Raw genomic sequence first — 18019 nt, 5'->3', positions numbered from 1 at the left:
TCCACAATCTAGCAAGAAAGCATCGCAATGATACTGGCGAGTTGCTTCAAATCTCCTCGCTACTGGTGACTAAGACTGAAAACTCATAAAGTAATGATCACCTTCTTTTCCCTCCATCCGACGGATCTTGTTCCTTCATCAATACTTGCATCAAATCTCCTGGTACTATTTCTAACAAACCTTCTCTCAACGATTCCCAGATTAGGTTGAAAGTGCCGCGGTATATATTTCGCTCTGTTTGAAACTGGGCAGTTTTATAATTTCTATTTTCTGGTAGATTATTACTAGATGTCAGAATATTGGCAAGAGTGGATTTGAGCTTCAATTTCTTTGCATCCTCGTCCCTTAATTCCAACTTTAGATCTTGGTAGTGGAATTTCATAAAATTCGATGAGGAATACCGAGAAGCATCCATGGTGATTTCTAACTTTTCCATCGTACCAGAATTTATATTCACAGACACCAAATCACCCAGAATCCCATTCAATGATGGTAATTTGAAAGGTGCTACACTTGCCACCAAATGAAATCTCTCCTTCATGGTATCGTTGCTATAAGGCACTCTCACGTCCATACGCATGGGTGCAAAGCCATTAAGAATAGCTTCTCCATGAATTATCATTTCGCCAGATTGAAGGGAATCAAGTGATACAGCATTTGTCACCAAAGCAGAAAGTTTTTCAAAATTCAAACTCGCAGGTGCGGACTTTCCTTCAGAAATCTGAGAGTAAGTTATTTTGGAATTTAATATCCGTATAGTATCCAGTTCAATGGGAAATGGAATTTGCTCCACCATTCTTTCGAACATTGGCTTCTCAGGTTCATCCTTAGGTCTAGGCTTATTTTTATTCCGCACATCGTGCAAATACAAGCTATCTATCGTCAATAACCCTGCAACGACCGACCAATTACCATAGATATTACTTTGAGCATTTATCTGCTCAATACGTAAATGCTTGACATCGATTTCTATAAAATCCTTTTGGATTTTCGATCGCTTGGATGCTTCCAAGTTTGAATCATCGTATTTTAAATGAAGGTCAAAGAAATCAAATGCTTCTTGTTTTGAGTCATAATCCAGCGAGCCAAGAGTGAATGTCTGATCACTAGAAATATTAATTTGCAGATTTTTTAAGCTCGATTTAATACTCTCTAACTTGAATGGAATCGCATAATTCATTCGCATAGAATCCGTTTCAAGATTAATAGCTGAAATGTGAAATTGCTCAAAGCTTCCAAACTTTCTCGCGGTATCTAATTGCGTGTAAAATTCGCCTGAGCCATTATTTAGCACAAAATTATGAATGACACCTCGCGACACTAAGTCACCAAATAGCCCCTGGAATGCTTTGGACATATCTGCTGGCTGCTTGGAAATGGAGTCATTTCTAATCAAAATGAATTTAGGATCATCCAATCTCAATTCATTTACTTCCGCTACTTTTCCAAAAATAAAGCCTAGCATATTTACCCCTCCAAGCCTCAACGATTTCATGGTACCCGTAATGGTGGTGGCCATACCCTCTTTCAAAGGATTTAGGGAAATCTCCTGCAATTCTATGCTTCCACTGAAAAGTCTTACATCTACATCTTTAAATATAATATCATAGGCTCGATCCTCATTGGCATTCACTCTTTCGGGAAGGGTTTTTACAAGCCATTGTTCAAGCAAAAATATCGAAACTATGCTCAGCAGAATAAGAGTTCCAAGAACCCAGAGAATTTTTTTCAAGCTATTATTTATTAAAACTTAATGACTTAAGCTAAGGTGTATTTAACGGGTGAAATGAAATAGGTTGATGTCAAAAAGATACAAATAAATCACAATTAAATCGTTTCTTCTATTACCTCAACTAGATATTCCTATGACAGCTCAAATCCACCACAAAAATAAAAAGAGGATAGAGCACCTTCAATTTCATTCTCCTGAATCTTTAAAATCATTAACTTCCAATCTGATTCAATAGTTTTACTTCTCCAGCAAGCAATTTTATTTTAGAAGCAGTAAAAAACCCAATCAGGTAATCGACCCAACATGAAAATCACATCTTTAGTAGTTATCACTTTTTTACTCTGCTCACCATGGAGTGTGTTTGCTCAAGAAAAGAATCCAGAATTCAAGATTTTGACCTATAACGTTTACCATGGTGAACACCCGGACACTATTTGTAAACCAAACTTAGAGGAAATCGCAAATTTGATTATTCTTCTTCAGCCTGAAGTAGTAGCGCTGCAGGAAATGGATAGCATGACTACTCGCCTAGAATCTGTATATGGGCAAAAGTTAAATTGGATAGCTGAGCTAGGAAAAAAGACTGGCTATAGAAGTTACTTTGCCAAGGCTATGGATTACGCCGAAGGAGGATATGGCGAAGGAGTACTGGTGAAAAAAGCATTAAACTATACTACTCAGGCTTTACCAACACCTGCTGGTGGTGAGCCAAGAGCTGCTGCTTGGGTGAAAATAGAATTGAAAAACAGACAGGAACTATACTTTGGTGCTACGCATCTTTGTCACGAATTTCCTGAAAATAGACTCGCACAATTACAAGCTATTACCGCCTATGCGGACTCTCTTCCAAAACCGGCATTTTGGGTTGGTGATTTGAATTTTGATCCTACCTCAGATGAATATAAAAGTATAAGTTCCAAATGGAGCGATGCAGGATTTGTAGCGCAAGATGATTCTCCAACCTATGTTTCCGAAGAAGGAAAACGAATAGATTACGTCTGGTATGACTCAGAACGTTTTGAGCTTGTTAATTATCAAGTAATTGATGTTCCATTTTCAGATCATTACCCAGTTTTGGTCACACTACGATTAATAAACCCCTAAATTGAAATGAAATCGAGCATGATAACAATGCCATAAAGTGGTATGATTTTTACCATGCTAGATTCCTCCCGATAGCTATCGGGATGACCTTTAAAATCAAAAAATAAACAGATGAAAAAGACAGTACTAATAGGAATCCTATGCCTTGCAGGCTTAGGTTTTGCCTTCAACTATGCCAATGAGGATGCTAAAAAACTGAAGTGGCAAACACTTTTTAACGGTAAAAACATCGATGATTGGTCAGTGAAGATCCGTACCCATGACTTGAATGATAATTTCGCAAATACTTTCCGCGTAGAAGATGGTCTGATGAAAGTGCGCTATGATGGGTATGATCAGTTTGATCAGCAATACGGTCATATTTTCTACAATAAGCCTTTTTCTAATTACCTGCTTCAAGTAGAATATAGATTTGTCGGTGAGCAAGCGAACGGTGGTGAAGGATGGGCTACGAGGAATTCTGGAGCGATGCTTCATTCTCAGGACCCCAAGACCATGTTAAAAGAGCAAAATTTCCCAATTTCTATAGAAGCTCAATTCCTAGGAGGAAATGGAAAGGACAAAAGAAGTACTTGTAATCTATGTACTCCAGGCACAAACGTGGAGAAGGACGGAAAGCTATTTACTCCTCACTGTGTAAACTCCACCTCTGAAACCTATCATGGTGATCAGTGGGTGACTGCCAATTTCATTGTCCTAGGAAATGGAGATGTGCATCATCTTGTGGGACAAGACACTGTTTTGAGCTATTCTAAAGCTCAAATAGGTGGCGGAAGTGTAGATCCAGTAGACCCAAAAGTGAAAGTGGATGGTCAGATGCTAACTGGCGGGTGGATTTCCTTACAAAGTGAAAGCCATCCAATCGATTTCAGAACTGTTCGCTTGATTGATCTAACCGAATATTTGGGTGATCAGAAAAAACTTGAGCAAGTTGTAAAGGAAGGTTTAGCTGCCAAGCCTGCACATTCCAAGTAAAAAAAAACACTAACAAGAAAGCCCGCCAATCAATCGATTAGCGGGCTTTTCATATTTTTATTCGAGTCTAATTAGCAGTAATTGCTTCTTGCATTAAACTCTCACTCCTGTATTTCCACCACCAGCAAGGGTAATGTTCACCGGGGCGTTTGTTTTCCAGTTTCCACCAGTAAAATCAGGTACATCTATAGAATTAGATCTATTAGCTACTGACCATTCACTAAGTGGAGAAACACAGCTCCAAAGCGCTGCATCATAAACATCCTGATCTAGAGGAAGCCCATTTCTCAGGCAATCGATCAATCTCCAATCCATCATAAAGTCCATGCCACCATGGCCTCCTACTTTCTTAGCTAGCTCTCCTACTTTCTGAATGATTTCTGGAGTGTACTTAGTTTCCAAATCCTTGAACTCCTCATCTTTCAACCAGCCATGTCCTTTAGATACTTTTGCTTCAGGATATTTCTGTGCATAGCCTTCTGTACCACTGACTACATGAAGTCGGGAATATGGACGAGGTGAAGATACATCATGCTGAATCATGATGGTTTTACCATTCTTCGTCTTAACCATAGAAGTATTCATGTTTCCACGGAAGTTTTTCTGCGCATACGATGCAAAGAAATTATCTTTCTCAGCTAATTTCATAGCTTCAGCATGCATAGAGAAATCATTGGTAGACGTAGACGTTAAGAAATCCATCTGGTCACCTCTGTTAATATTCAAAATCTGACAAATAGGCCCTAGTCCGTGAGTAGCATACAAATTACCATCACGATAATTTTCTTTGAGCCTCCACATATCCTGGTAACCGCCATCTTTCTTGAAGTTTAAAGCAAGCAAATCATGGATATAAGCGCCTTCCACATGAAGAACCTCTCCGAAGTATCCTTCACGAGCCATTTTCAAAGTCATCAACTCAAAGAAATCATAGCAGCAATTCTCCAATTGCATACAGTGTTTTTTGGTACGCTCAGAAGTCTCCACCAATTGCCAACACTCTTCAAGTGTACGAGCTATTGGAACTTCACAAGCAGCATGCTTGCCAGCTTCCATGGCATAAACGGCCATAGGAGTATGCCATTCCCATGGCGTAGCGATATAAATCAAATCCAGATCATCACGATCCATCATTTCTTTCCAAGAATATGCATTTCCAGAATAAACATCTGGCTTATGTGGAGTGTCTTTCAATTGGGCTTTTGCTTTTTCTACTCTTTCAGGTAGCAAATCACAAAGTGCCTTAATCTCTACATTTTCAATTTTACTCAATCGATCAACAGCACCTGGCCCTCTCATTCCAAGTCCAACGATACCAACACGGACAGTATCAATTTTAGGAGCAGCAAAACCACTCATATTAAAAGACTGGATTCGATTTACACCCTTTTTAGCTTGTAAAGGTCGATTCTCAAATTCATTGGCGAGGGTACTGCCCGCTCCAAAAAGTCCCAATCCTACCAAACCGGTGGATTTAAGGAACTCTCTTCTCTGGTTATTTTTCATATACTTAATTGTTTTTCAAGGGTCATATGAAATCATGCATCACGAATATTCCTACTAATTAAGTATGAATTAGGTCTTGAATGATTTCAAATTACTTTGTTCTATTGACTTAGCTAATTAATAAAAAAATAAAGGAAGTATGGTCACCTTACAAAGAAAAAACCGAAAGCTTTTGGCCTTCGGTTATCTCTAACTAATATTTGGGACTACCTACTTTTATGTTACGTGCAAGGATTACAAATCAGTAACCGAAATATTAAGCAAAAAACTAAGAGTGAATTGGGTTTTTTCCGCAAACTCTAAGGAAGGACTGTTTGGATTCTTCATTGCAAAAATACGGCGTTGCTATTCTTTATAATATGACATAGATCAAATAATCTATTAAAGATTCTAACTGTCTGTAAATCCCGCTCAGTAAAGTTTAATTCTGAAAAGCTTACGGAAGTAATCAAAAACAACTATTGCACAACATTGATTACCAGTTAGATAAATAGACATTAACCAATATAAATCTTATATTAATGGAAGAGTATTGTTTCGCGAAAGCCATCTCACCTTTTTAAAATTATAGTGAGAGCGCTCATCATTCATTTAATAAAGTCAAATGAAGTTTTTCAAACCCCTCATTTTTAGCATTCTAATGAGTGCATTTGGTGGCGCTGCCGTAGCCCAAGAAAATGCTAAACCTAATAAAAATGATACAATCACATTAGCGCAAGCTTACATGAACCTGTATTTAACGGAAACCTACTTTGACACTATCCCTGTAGAAAGAATAAAAAAAATCATCGCCTTCGAGAATGACGAAATCAAATCAATTCAGGATGACTCTTTTATCCGTATAAATTCCACGCTCTACAATTTCACAAATGCATTATTTTATCAAAATCAATCGAAGCTTTTAAACCTCAACAAAGGTGAAATCAGCAGAGGTTTATTACGAAGATTGAAAAGTATTCTGGGCCGAGCCATTAACTATTACAATTCCTCGAAAATTGATGATTACCAAACTTTTCATAATGAAAAGAATCAGCTCTATGAAATGATCAAATTTGATTCTGAATCAAATCTCCTGTTGAAAACTGAAATCAGGAGCCTAAAAAATGAGTACAACTCTCTGTTTAACGAGGATATATACCCTGATTTTCAGCGGATTTTTTTAGCGGCAAAAAACGCAAATAGATTCTACATGGATTCCCTAACCTATTTTGCCGGAATTTATGATATGACGCTAAGTATGGAAATCCGAAACAACACTCCAGATTTCCACCCTTTTTCTTTTGGAGATCCCAATTTTATAAAGCTTGAATATATCACCGGTTCACGTTTGGATATTCTTTCTAGATACATTCAGTTAAAGCAGCTTGCATCAAGAAGTACTCGGGTTCCTCGAAATTTCAGTAAAACAGTTTTGTTTGATTCCTTTGACGATTTCAAGAGTCGAGTAAAAAAAGATGATGATAAATTCATCAGGGAAGAGTTAAACCCTAAGGTCATTGATGAGCTATTCAGAGAGTTAACAAGTAAGTTTTCTCGAAATAAGGATTTGGATGGAATTGCACCAATCAGTTCTCCAATTGCAATGATTCAACAGCCACCTGCGGATCTTAAGAATCATTTCTTTCCAAACCCAGCTCCACTGGCCTCAGCAAAACATATCATTACAAATTACAAATCTACTTTGACTAGTCTAGGCCAGGTAGATACATTTCTAAGGACTGGTTTCACCAATGCCGGATACAAAGATCAGCTCCATTACTATTATGACATGGATGGATTTGCTGTGACCACAAGTTTGGAGAAATTCAATATCAATGGCTCCCCTGTTTCTGCAGACAGTCGCTTCTCCGAAAACCTCGGTGGTGACGGGAAATTCTCATACTATGAAATATTCAAGTCCATGTTTTTCAAGGTGGAATCCGAATTTAGGATGTTTGCATTCATCGTCGCATCTAAGCCTGCCACCATGAGCAATGATGTGATGACTGCAGGTTTTGCAGAGCAAATTCTAAAAAACAGCTTTGACACCCTTCCTGCTGAATTGAAAAATAAAAGTCTCCCTACTAAGGTTCTTTCCATATTAGTATACCACTTCCATCAAAATGATATAGGTGAAGTACCTGACCTGGATCTCAGCGGGAAGCTAACAGTGCAAGATCATTTGAAAAATGCTGGATTAACTCCAATTATTCACTAAGAATTATTAAGAAGGTTTTCTATGTAATTTTTAAAGGGAAAATTTATAGGTATAGTGTCACCAGTCTGTAAAACCACATCAATCTTCATAGTTGGACAAACTCCCCAACCCAGATAACCAATTGAAAATGAGGATGTAGGATCTTTAGAGACTCTAACACGATCATAAAAACCCTGACAAAAATTATAACGAACTTCCATTATCTCTTCTTTTCTAAAAGACGGGACATCGAGCCAAAATGTGAAATTATTATTCCTTTTATTATCGGTATAAGTATTGGATGGGCTGAAAGAAGCTTTAATCTCTATTAAACTATCAAGAGGAAAGGTCCTTTCTTTATACAGTATCTTGCTGAGAGCAGAATCACTTAGATTTTCATATTTCTCTCCTCTTCCTTTCATTACTAACCTTAACAATTCTTGGGTCCTATCTAGCTTCAATTGATCATCAAGCTTCTCTTGCAAACTACTAATCTCTTTTTGTTTGGACTCTATAGATTTAAAAAGAACAAAAGCAGCGCTAATCAGAAGAATAGACATAATTATAGCTATCCATTTTCTTTTTTCGCGCCGCTTCTTAGAATATTCTAAAAGCTTATTCTTTAATGCTAACTCCTTTTGTTCTTGAATGAATTTTTCACTTTTCTCAATCCAATTTTGCTCCTCAGGGTTTGTTTTAAACTTACATAAATACGGCTCGATATAGATGAGTTGCTTCTCTGTAAAAAACTCTCTTGCCTCCTCTTTTACTCCTACCTGACTTTTGACCAAGCGCTTGATTTCCAGCAAAGCAGTTTCTTCTACACTCCTTTTTTCTGCAATCGGCTTGGCTAGGGAATCATGAGAGATCTCGAACGTATCCGTATTTTCATTGTAGCGCAGCAGTCTGTTATTGGAAAAAGCTTCTACCACATCGTTTACCATTTGTTGATCTAAATCTGGCAGACGATCATATAATTCTTTTTTAGTGATCGGATCTTTCGTTCCTTCCAAGGTGGCAAAAGGCGAAAGTATTTTCCAGGTAAGCTCAGGTTTTAGACTAGGGTATTTGCCTTTCAATTCTTTAGAAATATCAGCAACCTGCTCTTCCAGAAAATTGCTCAGGATATCGCCAATCTCTCCCATTTCATTCACGTTGTCCAAAGTAAACTCAGCAGGCGATTCACGCTTTTTGTCACCCGTGATATTCAGGTAAAGCTTGTCCAGAAATACCTGCAAAAATGGCAACTGTATCGTGAGTGATTTCTTATCACCTTTGATCTTGTGAAAGATACTTTCGGCCACCGCATCCTCCTCGCCTTTCTTGATCGAAATAAGTGAATTCTCCAATGTGGCAGCTCCTTTAATAACCTGCTTTACTTTTTCAAGATTCATCGGTTCTACCCGCAGCTTTTTGCGAAGCAACTGTGGAATAGCTCGCTCAAAATCAGCTAAATACCCCAAATATTCTTCACGAATTGAAAAAATCAATTTGACTGGCTGACCTGACTGAAGAATTCCTATGATAGTTTCTATAAAAATCTGCTGCTCGGAAATAGAACCAAGAATAAAAAGCTCTTCAAATTGGTCAAAGATCAAATAAACAGGTCTGAAGGATTTCTGATAGACAGCCCTGATGGATTTACTTATTGGTGTTAATTCCTGGTCTGCCTTATAGGATTCAACTTCCCACTCGTCTTGATACTTTGTTTCATCAAAACCTTTCTCAATCTTCCCACCCGCTTTCTCCAATGCTAACTCTAAGGAAGTATTGATATCAGCACCTCTTCGGATCATTAAATCGTGCCAATCGTGCTGCTGAAACTTACCTGCTAGCCCACAATTGATCAAACTGGTTTTCCCTGTCCCAGACGCTCCGTAAACAAGTACAGTTGCCGACTGAAACACCATTTCATACAAGGCGTTGATCTCCTCGTCTCTTCCAAAGAATACACCTCTATCTTCTCTCTGATAGGAATCAAGAAATTTGAAAGGATACTTTTTCATAGGGAATATTTATTTAGACCAAAAAATTAAAATGAATCTTCTTCGACTTCGTATTCAATACCGGTTAAGGTCTTTTTAGCCTCATAAAACAAGCTGTAAACCTTATCGAAATTCATATCTATTCGATTAGCTTTTTTAGAAAGCCACGAGTTAAGGCTATTTAAGCTGGATTCATCGGGCTTGGGATTTGACGTTTTACAGATGACCTGTTTGTTGCCATCTTCTATGAAATCATAGTTAAGATTTTGATCATCAAAGGTATTCGCGTGAGAGTAAAAACATATTTTGGATCCACCATCCAGCTTCAGACCATTGAAATCAATGATAAAAGGATCCAGATTTATGTTTTTTCGATAGTTATCCTTGAAAATAATCACCGCATGGGAAATAACGGGTGAGGACTCTCTACGCACATTACTTTGGCTATCGTCGTTGGCCAGTCTTTCTCCTATTAGCAAGGTGTAATTGTGCAAATACAAACCTTCCTGATCATTCCGCTGCTGATTAAAATCTATCTCATTGATAGAAATCATACGGTATTGTGCCAAGAAACTTAAACTTTCTAACACAATAGCCACATTTTTCTCAGCGGTTTGGCAGTCTTCGAGTTGAAAAGTAGAACCTTTCAACAGCGTCGATAAGTCATTCAATTGTGAGCAAGCAGTGAGAAACTCGCTTCCTTCTTGAAGTTTTGGAAGCAATTCCAAGGATTCAGAAATGAGAAAATCCAATTTATTCACTGAATATATTTCTAATAAATGCTTGAGTAATTCGGCAAACCCTAGTACATCTTCTTCAGCAGCATTCCTAAAGAACTTGATTAACACTTCTTTTTGAGAGGAGGAAAATTCAACCTTTTTCACTACCTGATGATCCCAAAGCGCGGAAATCAAGGAATAGCAAATGAGTTGCAATCCCCTTTTTGCTGTGGTTTGACTATTCTCCAGATAACGCATCATTTTGCTTTCAGAAAAAGTCAGCGAACCAATAGCCATCAACTTTCGAATCTGACTCCCAATTACCCCAACATACTCGCTGATAATGATTCGTTTGGCAGTTTTTACCAAATCTTCATTTTCAGCCCAGTCACTATTGGCCGCCAAAAAACCTGCTGCTTTCTTATTATAACTGCTTATGGCCAGGAGTACTCTACTCGTCAGTTCCTCATTAAAAGTGTTCTCAATTACTTCGGCCACGTGTTCACTCTTGCTTTCCTTTGAATTGCCAACGAGCTCAGATTCTAAATTCGCTTCGTATTCAGGCATAATCATATCCAACTGTCTCCCATACTTCAACAGCAGATCATCAGCGGAAGTGTACTCGGTAAAAAAATGTCCTAGTTTTCCAAGTTTCTCTTTCAAAGCAAATAAGGAATCCATGTCCTCCTTAACAATAGAGCCTACTTTAATGTCTGCATTCTTGAAATACGTCCAAATGCGCGGTTTACCTTGAGCTTTAAAAATTTCATACGCTGTGTAAAATTCCTCTGCTGTGTATTTTCCAACTTTGGTATAAAACAGGCAGATAACCATATCACTTTGCCTAATGGCCTCATTGTATTCATCCTGAAGACGAGTAGTCGAAATCGAATCCTTAAAATATTCCCATTGCTCTAATTTTAAGTAGATTCCTTTATCAACCAATCGATCATTTTCAAGACCAATAAAAAGCTTAAACTTTTCTCTATCCTCTTTCAGTTCACTAGATGAAGCAATAAAAATTCGAATCGTTTTCATAGGCTAAATAATTTGGAACCAATAAATCTGATGAGTTTCAATACACAACTCAACAGACATTTATTCAAAAAACTAGAGTTTTCAGTGTATAATCACCTGATTAGAATAGTCTTAAGTTATGGATTCTAGCTTGCAGAATTCATTCTGCCGAAAAATATTTCTGCATAACCTCTTCAGCCATTTTTCCCTGTGGGGTAAAATCCGGATCCCTATGTTTTCCATCCGGATACCATTTCCAGAAAAATACGCCAGCCATCCAGCTCTTTTGCCAAGCTGTTTCAAAAAATGCCTCATAGCAAAGCGCTTGCATTTCCTCAGAAAGCTCAGTCTCTTTACGCTCATTTGGCCAAACCCAAGGCTCCACGGCAGCATCCACCGTATTACAATAGCCAATCTCGGTGAACATAACAGGCTTCTGGTACTTTCTCACCACCTTTTCAATGTTCGCCAAGTTCTTTTTCCAGCCAGATTTGAGATCAGAAAGACTTGGATCTTCTTTGGTCGAAAGTGGAAAATAAGCCTGAACTCCTATGTAGTCCAGTGCGTCCCAAAACTTCACATGCTCATATTCGGTGAAATTAGCAGCATAGATCAATTTTCCAGAATAGACTTTTCTCACTTCTGCGATCACATTTCTCCAATCATCCTCACGCTTTGAGGTCAATTCCAACTCAGTACCCACGCAAAGCATGGGTATCTGATGCTCCTCGGCCATTTTAGCATAAGCCAAAATAAAGCCCTCATAATTATCAAACCATGTCTTCCAATCTTCCTCCGTCTTCATCTCAATCTCTCCTGGCCAGCTCCCGCGAACCCAGAGGTGAGGCTTCAGCATATTCATGATGCCATGGCGGGCGGAAGAATCAAAAGTAGCTTTGATCCCATTGGAGGATTCTCCCCACCACTTACTGTCATTTTTTACTTCCCAGCGGATTTCAGGATTGTTTTTCTCTGTCTGCCAGCCAAAAGGTGTTTGTGAAAGCGCATCAGCACCAGTAGCTTTCAAGGCTTCCAATTCTGGCCCCAAAAGTGGCGAGCGACTTCCCACCCAGCATACGCCTTTCCATTTCTCTGTGGCGGTGACCAAGTCTGGTTCTATTGGAAAAACTGCATACACACTCAGCGCTAGAAGTACTAGCACTGAACTCAGCAAATAATTTCTAGACCAGCCCTTTTTCATTTCGCCAACATAGTTTGAATTACGATTTCTTCTTGGAGTGTTTTATGAACTGGGCACTTGTTGGAAATCTCTAATAACCTTTGTCTTTGCTCAGCATCGAGATCTCCTTCGATTTCTATGATTCGAGTAAACTGGCTGACTTTAGCAGAAGAATTCTCAGGATTTTCACTATCCGCCAAATGCACTTTCTCATGATTAAGATATACAAAAACTTGCTCTAAAGGCCACTTCTTACGTTCGGCATACATTTTCAGAGTCATTGCTGTACAGCTTCCAAGTGAAGCCATTAGCAAATCGTATGGATTTGGTCCAAGATCAGCGCCACCTACCTCGGTTGGTTCATCTGCGATCAAATGATGGTTTGGCGTCATCACCTCTGTGGTGTATTTTTCTCCAGAAAGTCGCACGAAAACCTGATTTCCTCTCGTGTCATTCACCGGCTTTTCTTCATCTACTACCACATAGCGCTTACTCCAGCTCCCGATCACCTCAGCGATGTACTCGCTGTCTTTAGGGTTAGAAACTAAATGGGTTGCGCCATCAAGCGAAATAAAACTTTTAGGATGCATAGCTGCATTGTAAATCTCTGCTGCATTTTCAACACCCACAATTTCATCCTGAGGAGAATGCATAATAAGGAGAGATTTCCTTAGCTTTTTCAAAAAAGTTGCCAAAGGTTTTTGCTCCAAATCATCTACAAAACTCTTACTAATATTAAATGGTCGCCCACCGATGGTAACCTTAGCACTACCATTTTTCTCTATCTCATCTATACTATCCGTGAATAGATGTCTAATGTGACCTGGAAATGCCGGAGCGCCAATCGTCACCACAGCCTTCACTTCCTTCATCTCAGCAGCCGCATATAAAACGGCTGCACCGCCTAGCGAATGACCAATGAGCATTTTAGGAGTCTGATATTCTTTCGTTAGAAAATCTGCCGCATCCAACAAATCACTCACGTTACCACTGAAAGATGACTCTGCAAATTCTCCCTCACTCATCCCAAGTCCTGTAAAATCAAAACTTAGAACAGCAATACCATTTTGCGACAAAGCGGTGCAAATACGGGTGACAGCTGAGAAGTTTTTGGAGCAAGTGAAGCAATGCGCAAACAGAGCGAAAAAACTTGGCTTTTGATCCGCTGGCAGATACAAATGCGCTGCAAGCTCCAAGCCACTTCTATTTTTAAATTTCAGTCGTTTTGGATTCATGTTGGGCTATTTATTCAATGATTTCACGGTGATATTCTCCAGGTTTATCTCTGAAAGTAACTCTAATTCTCCAGCTTCGTAAAGCTCCTGCATCTTTTCTACAGGCAGAGATTCATCAGCTGGTTTGAGATTTAGGTAGTTTTGAAAGCGGATTCCACCGACTTCCTGCACAGCACTCACTTCACGCATGCGCACTCCTCCACCATCAGTATGATAACTGTAAGCCATAAAATCAATGATAGAATCGTCGGCACCTATCCAATACAAAAACACGTCATCAAAGTCATCTCCACCACCCTCTTCAGCAAAAGTCACTTTGATCAAATCGTATTTTTCACCGTTAATCTCCGTTTCTCCTAAAGAAGTCTTGAATACTGAAGGGTCATTTAGTCCATAAGGGAGAAAAGCAAAATAAGCCACAGAATTCACCGAGCGGGAATATTTCCCAGTCCATTCTTCTGAAAGTGTATCGATCTTCGCGCCATTCACAGTTCTCACAAAACCTTCATTATTCAGTAGATCTTTTACATTCCCTGTGGAATCCGAAAATTCACGAATGTACTCGAAGCGATCTGCTGTTTTGTAAATGGTGTAGTGGATTTTTCTAAAGTCAAATTCAACTTTCGAATTATTATAAATATCACCTCCATGTGCCTCAATAGCTTTGTCAACGATTTTCTCGGCTTCAGTTCGCGAGTTACACGAAGCAAAAACTGTCAATCCACATAGGAATACGAAGAGGTATTGTAATCTCATAAATACTAAGTTTTAATAAGTTTAATCATGTTGAAGCTAGGCTCCATCTATTCAAATGTCACTTGATAATCAGAATATAAATATTCTGCCTGCAAAAACAGCTGTTTACCTGCATCATCAATTCTAAAACTCTTACGCTCTTTTGCCAAAATCAAACCCATTGACTCGTCATAAGAAACAGTTTCGATCAGGCTTTTATGATCCTTCGCATGGAGTTCATTGGCGGCAACTTTGGCGGATTTTGGATCCAAATAAAACCACCAAACATCCGTATCAGGACCATAATTAACACGGATTGACTCAACTGATCTACCATCTTCAAGTGTCATTTCGCCTTCATAAGTCAAATCAACATTCTCTTCGATTAGTTTCCATGGCTGTGCAAAAGCTAAATATGCAGCTTCAATTTCAGCTCTTTTCGCTTTCAAAAAGCCCTCATTCTCAATGGTATTTTCGCCCATTTGATAGCTTGTCCTACTTCCGTTGAAATTGACAACATGAAGAATACTGTCCTTTGTCCAAGTTAATTTTGCTTCGAAATAAGGTTTCAAGCGAAATTCTACCCACTGCTCAGATTCGCTTTCGATCTCTCCACTCTCATACATCAAGCGTGTCCACTTTTTGAATTTGATGTTGGAAACCTTATCCCAATTCTTAGAAAGCTGATGCGCTTCGATTGACTTTTCGATGAGTTCCTGAGCCTGCTTCTCTGGACTTGGAGAGCATGAGAAAAATAAAAGAGATAGGAGAAAAGAGAGTAGAGATTTAATGTTCATTTGGCTAAAAGCGGATTTGAATTTGTACTAAAATAGTCCCAGTAAATAGCTAGAGCTAGCATGGAATACTCTAAGAAAAGGAAAATTGAGCTTTCTTGATAATTAGGGTCGCCATAGGCTTGGTACGAAAATATGACTGCAAAAGTCCAAATCAGGAAGGCTTTTTTATCAGTAAATAAACTTAAGCCAAACGCTGGGATCAGATACCATGGATGAACTACTGGCTGTAACATCAAATAGAATAAGTAAATCAACACCCAAAGATCTATAAGCTGTAACAGATTTTGAGGTTTCCTTTTCCATGAAAAATATAGAATTCCAATCAAGCTGATTCCGCTGAGAATCGGCGTCAATTCCCCGATAACATTATACCCTTTCACCCAAAAACCAACTTCCCGAAGTAGGTAATAAATCGAGGCGTTGAATTCAAATTTCCCCTGGTAAAGTTTTAAGCTTTGGAGAAAATGGATCCAGGAATCATCTATCAAAAGCCAGGCAAAACTCGCTATAATAGCAATGGCCGATCCTATCCAAAAAGCTTTGGATTTTCTGGTTTTGAAAAAGGAAAAGAAAGTAGGAATCAACATCAAAGGCAGCAGCTTCATGCCAATTGAAAATCCCCAAAATCCTCCTGAAAGTGTGTTTTTGTTCTTACTTAACGCATAAACAGAAGCTAGCAAAAATAGCAGTACCAAGCCTTCAAAATGAAGATTCCCGGTGATTTCCATGATCACCAGTGGATTCAACCAATACAGAATAAGCTTCTTTGAGGAAAGCTGAAAATGCTCGAAGAGCTTCAATAAAAGAAAGAAAATACCTATTTCTCCTAGAATCAGGATAACTCGCAATATCAGGATCCCGCTCTTTGTGTCTAGATTTTCACCCCAAGCAGCGACATAGAATATCGCTTGATTCAACGGTGGATAAACCGAAAAGTAAGCGGGTGAATTCATCAGCTCAAATAGATTCTCCAAATAAGGACTTGTGCTTTCTGGATGATTTTGAAGCCAATCTTGAGGAGTTTCCAAATAGGGATTTTGGCCCATCTTCACCAATTCACCATCCCATAGAAATCGTGGATAATCGTCCGACCATTTGGGGATGGAGAGCAACAAGGAAAGCCGGATAAGCAAACCTCCGATAAAGACCCACTTCCATTTTGGATGATTGCTTAAAAAATAAATAGCCAACATACCTCCAAAAAGAGAAGCGTAGACAATGAATGTCAACCAGAAATTTTCTCTCGGAATATAATAGGCCAAGCAGAAGAACCCAACTGCAATTAGCAGGCAGATTACAGGAATTAAAAGCCGCTTAAGCGATTTGCTCAAAGCCCTAAACTTTTGCGAATAGCCTCATCCTGAAGTCCCTTTTTACGCCAGTAATCTAACATTTGCACACTTTTTCGCACTGCTGAAGTCACTTCCTCGGTACCATCTTTCTTGGTTTGAGTTTCTTGCCATGACATGATTTCATATGGAAAAGCATCGACATATTTAATCAACAATTTTCTACCGATTTCCTCATAGATCACCTCAACTTCCGCCTGATTCGAACCCGTCTTTCTTTTGGAAATCACGGCGCTTTCAGCATCTAGAGGAAGGTGTGAGAAGCGGTTAAAAATCAAACTAGGGATTAATTTCTTGTGACCTGTAGGCACGAGGTCAGGATTTAATCGGATCAAGTTGAAAATCTCATCCTCAGCCATCGCACTGATGGATAATTCCTGATCACCTTCGGACTCGAAATAGGAGAACAGATTGGCTTGGTACTTATTGTTTTTCCAGTTGAGCTGCGCAAAAGACTGACCACACCATTCGGTCATAGAAGCAGTGATTTTCGGGGAATTCAGATCTTCATACACGGGTGTAAATACTGACAACATCGTGTGATAAGGATATACACCCGTAACAAAATCACGTGTCATATTCATCTTCATCACCTTTATCGCTCCCTTTCCTGCAGCAGAAGGATCATCGACCTTCACTTGCTTGCGCTTAGAGAAATCCTCCGTCACAAAAATCATTACAGCCTTTCCTTCACGTACTTCGCCATAGCGCATTTGCTTCAGCTCAAACACATTGATCTCAGCTCTGTCCTGATACCAATGCGAAGCGAATTGCTTCTCGTCGATGGCTTTTCTGCCTGTGGAATTGCAGGATGAGATGAAGAGTAAAAACAATCCAAAAATGAATAAATTTTTCATAAGTCTAAAATTACTAAAATACCTTCTAAGGTCTATTGCCAAATACTCACCTGTTTTATAAACTAAAAAAACGACTAGTGTCTTAGGACACAGTGTTTCTTTTTCTTTCTTCTTTAATTTCCACAAGAGCTTTAATCGCCTCTGGAACTAAATCTTGTTGGAGTTTGGCTTCAATTTCCTTATCTGACAATCGCTCAAACTTTGCTGTAAATTGGTTCTGAAAATTCTTTCTTGATAGTTCTTTTTCTTCCTCCGTTTGCATAAAAACCTCTTGGTAGAATCTATGCAGCTTCTCACGTTTTCTAACCAGTAAAGCTGTCAACAAAACAAAAGATATAATTTGAATCCCTAGATTCATCGAATCCTGAGAGCCAAATCTAAATACCATTCTCACGGAAAATGAAAAAGACACAAGATTAAATAGTCCTAGAAGTAATAGTACGAACACACTTTTAAATGATTTTTCAGGTCTTAATGAAGCAATGGCTGTTACTATTATCAATCCTATTAAACCGAGATAATCGGAAGTATAAATAACAAAATCATTTAAAATGGAAATTAAACAGGTAGTTATGAGGATTATCCACAGAATTACTATGATTACTATCTCAGTCTTTTTGAAATTTTCCATTCTTGCATTAAACAAATTTAT

The 18019-nt window shown here is 38.7% G+C and carries 14 protein-coding genes; 3 read left to right on the top strand and 11 right to left on the bottom strand.

Annotated elements, in window-relative coordinates; translation table 11 throughout:
- Positions 1-97: 97 nt before the first annotated feature.
- Positions 98-1732 (bottom strand): AsmA family protein, encoded by a 1635-nt coding sequence (locus BM291_RS04435; protein ID WP_092894973.1) that lies wholly within the window; start codon positions 1730-1732, stop codon positions 98-100.
- Positions 1733-2035: 303 nt separating this feature from the next.
- Here BM291_RS04435 and BM291_RS04430 point away from each other — a divergent pair, with 303 nt between their 5' ends.
- Complete coding sequence (locus BM291_RS04430) at positions 2036-2836, top strand: endonuclease/exonuclease/phosphatase family protein (protein WP_092894972.1); 801 nt, start codon at positions 2036-2038, stop codon at positions 2834-2836.
- Between the two features lie 111 nt (positions 2837-2947).
- On the top strand, positions 2948-3811 hold the full coding sequence (locus BM291_RS04425) for a 3-keto-disaccharide hydrolase (RefSeq protein WP_092894971.1): 864 nt from the start codon (positions 2948-2950) through the stop codon (positions 3809-3811).
- A gap of 93 nt (positions 3812-3904) precedes the next feature.
- Here BM291_RS04425 and BM291_RS04420 read toward each other — a convergent pair whose 3' ends face one another.
- On the bottom strand, positions 3905-5317 hold the full coding sequence (locus BM291_RS04420; protein WP_092894970.1) for a Gfo/Idh/MocA family protein: 1413 nt from the start codon (positions 5315-5317) through the stop codon (positions 3905-3907).
- A gap of 604 nt (positions 5318-5921) precedes the next feature.
- Here BM291_RS04420 and BM291_RS04415 point away from each other — a divergent pair.
- Complete coding sequence (locus BM291_RS04415) at positions 5922-7514, top strand: hypothetical protein (protein ID WP_139229037.1); 1593 nt, start codon at positions 5922-5924, stop codon at positions 7512-7514.
- Here BM291_RS04415 and BM291_RS04410 read toward each other — a convergent pair.
- The 9 genes from BM291_RS04410 to BM291_RS04370 all read right to left on the bottom strand — a co-directional run bounded on the left by BM291_RS04410 (position 7511) and on the right by BM291_RS04370 (position 17998).
- The gene (locus BM291_RS04410) at positions 7511-9499 is read right to left on the bottom strand and encodes an ATP-binding protein (RefSeq protein ID WP_092894968.1); all 1989 of its coding nucleotides are present in this window, start codon (positions 9497-9499) and stop codon (positions 7511-7513) included. The genes BM291_RS04415 and BM291_RS04410 overlap by 4 nt on opposite strands.
- A gap of 26 nt (positions 9500-9525) precedes the next feature.
- A complete protein-coding gene (locus BM291_RS04405) occupies positions 9526-11235 on the bottom strand; it encodes a hypothetical protein (protein WP_092894967.1) in 1710 nt (569 codons plus the stop codon).
- 139 nt (positions 11236-11374) lie between these two features.
- Positions 11375-12415 carry a glycoside hydrolase family 113 gene (locus BM291_RS04400; protein WP_245786768.1) on the bottom strand — a complete coding sequence of 347 codons (1041 nt, stop codon included), beginning with the start codon at positions 12413-12415 and terminating at the stop codon, positions 11375-11377.
- Entirely contained in the window at positions 12412-13629 is a 1218-nt protein-coding gene (locus BM291_RS04395; protein ID WP_092894966.1) for a bifunctional alpha/beta hydrolase/OsmC family protein, read from the bottom strand. The genes BM291_RS04400 and BM291_RS04395 overlap by 4 nt, the downstream gene beginning before the upstream one ends.
- A 6-nt stretch (positions 13630-13635) precedes the next feature.
- Positions 13636-14385, bottom strand: coding sequence for a DUF6503 family protein (locus BM291_RS04390; RefSeq protein ID WP_092894965.1), 750 nt, complete (start codon positions 14383-14385; stop codon positions 13636-13638).
- A 47-nt stretch (positions 14386-14432) separates the two neighbouring features.
- A complete protein-coding gene (locus BM291_RS04385) occupies positions 14433-15161 on the bottom strand; it encodes a DUF6503 family protein (protein ID WP_092894964.1) in 729 nt (242 codons plus the stop codon).
- Positions 15158-16492: an MptA/MptB family glycosyltransferase gene (locus BM291_RS04380; RefSeq protein ID WP_092894963.1), complete on the bottom strand. Its 1335-nt coding sequence runs from the start codon at positions 16490-16492 to the stop codon at positions 15158-15160. Before BM291_RS04380 ends, BM291_RS04385 begins: the two co-directional genes overlap by 4 nt.
- Positions 16489-17367, bottom strand: coding sequence for a hypothetical protein (locus BM291_RS04375; protein WP_092894962.1), 879 nt, complete (start codon positions 17365-17367; stop codon positions 16489-16491). The genes BM291_RS04380 and BM291_RS04375 overlap by 4 nt, the downstream gene beginning before the upstream one ends.
- A gap of 82 nt (positions 17368-17449) precedes the next feature.
- Complete coding sequence (locus tag BM291_RS04370; protein ID WP_092894961.1) at positions 17450-17998, bottom strand: hypothetical protein; 549 nt, start codon at positions 17996-17998, stop codon at positions 17450-17452.
- Positions 17999-18019: the final 21 nt, after the last annotated feature.

Origin of the sequence: Algoriphagus aquimarinus (assembly GCF_900112005.1) — a bacterium.
GTDB lineage: Bacteria > Bacteroidota > Bacteroidia > Cytophagales > Cyclobacteriaceae > Algoriphagus > Algoriphagus aquimarinus.
This window is presented reverse-complemented; position numbering and strand designations above follow the sequence as displayed.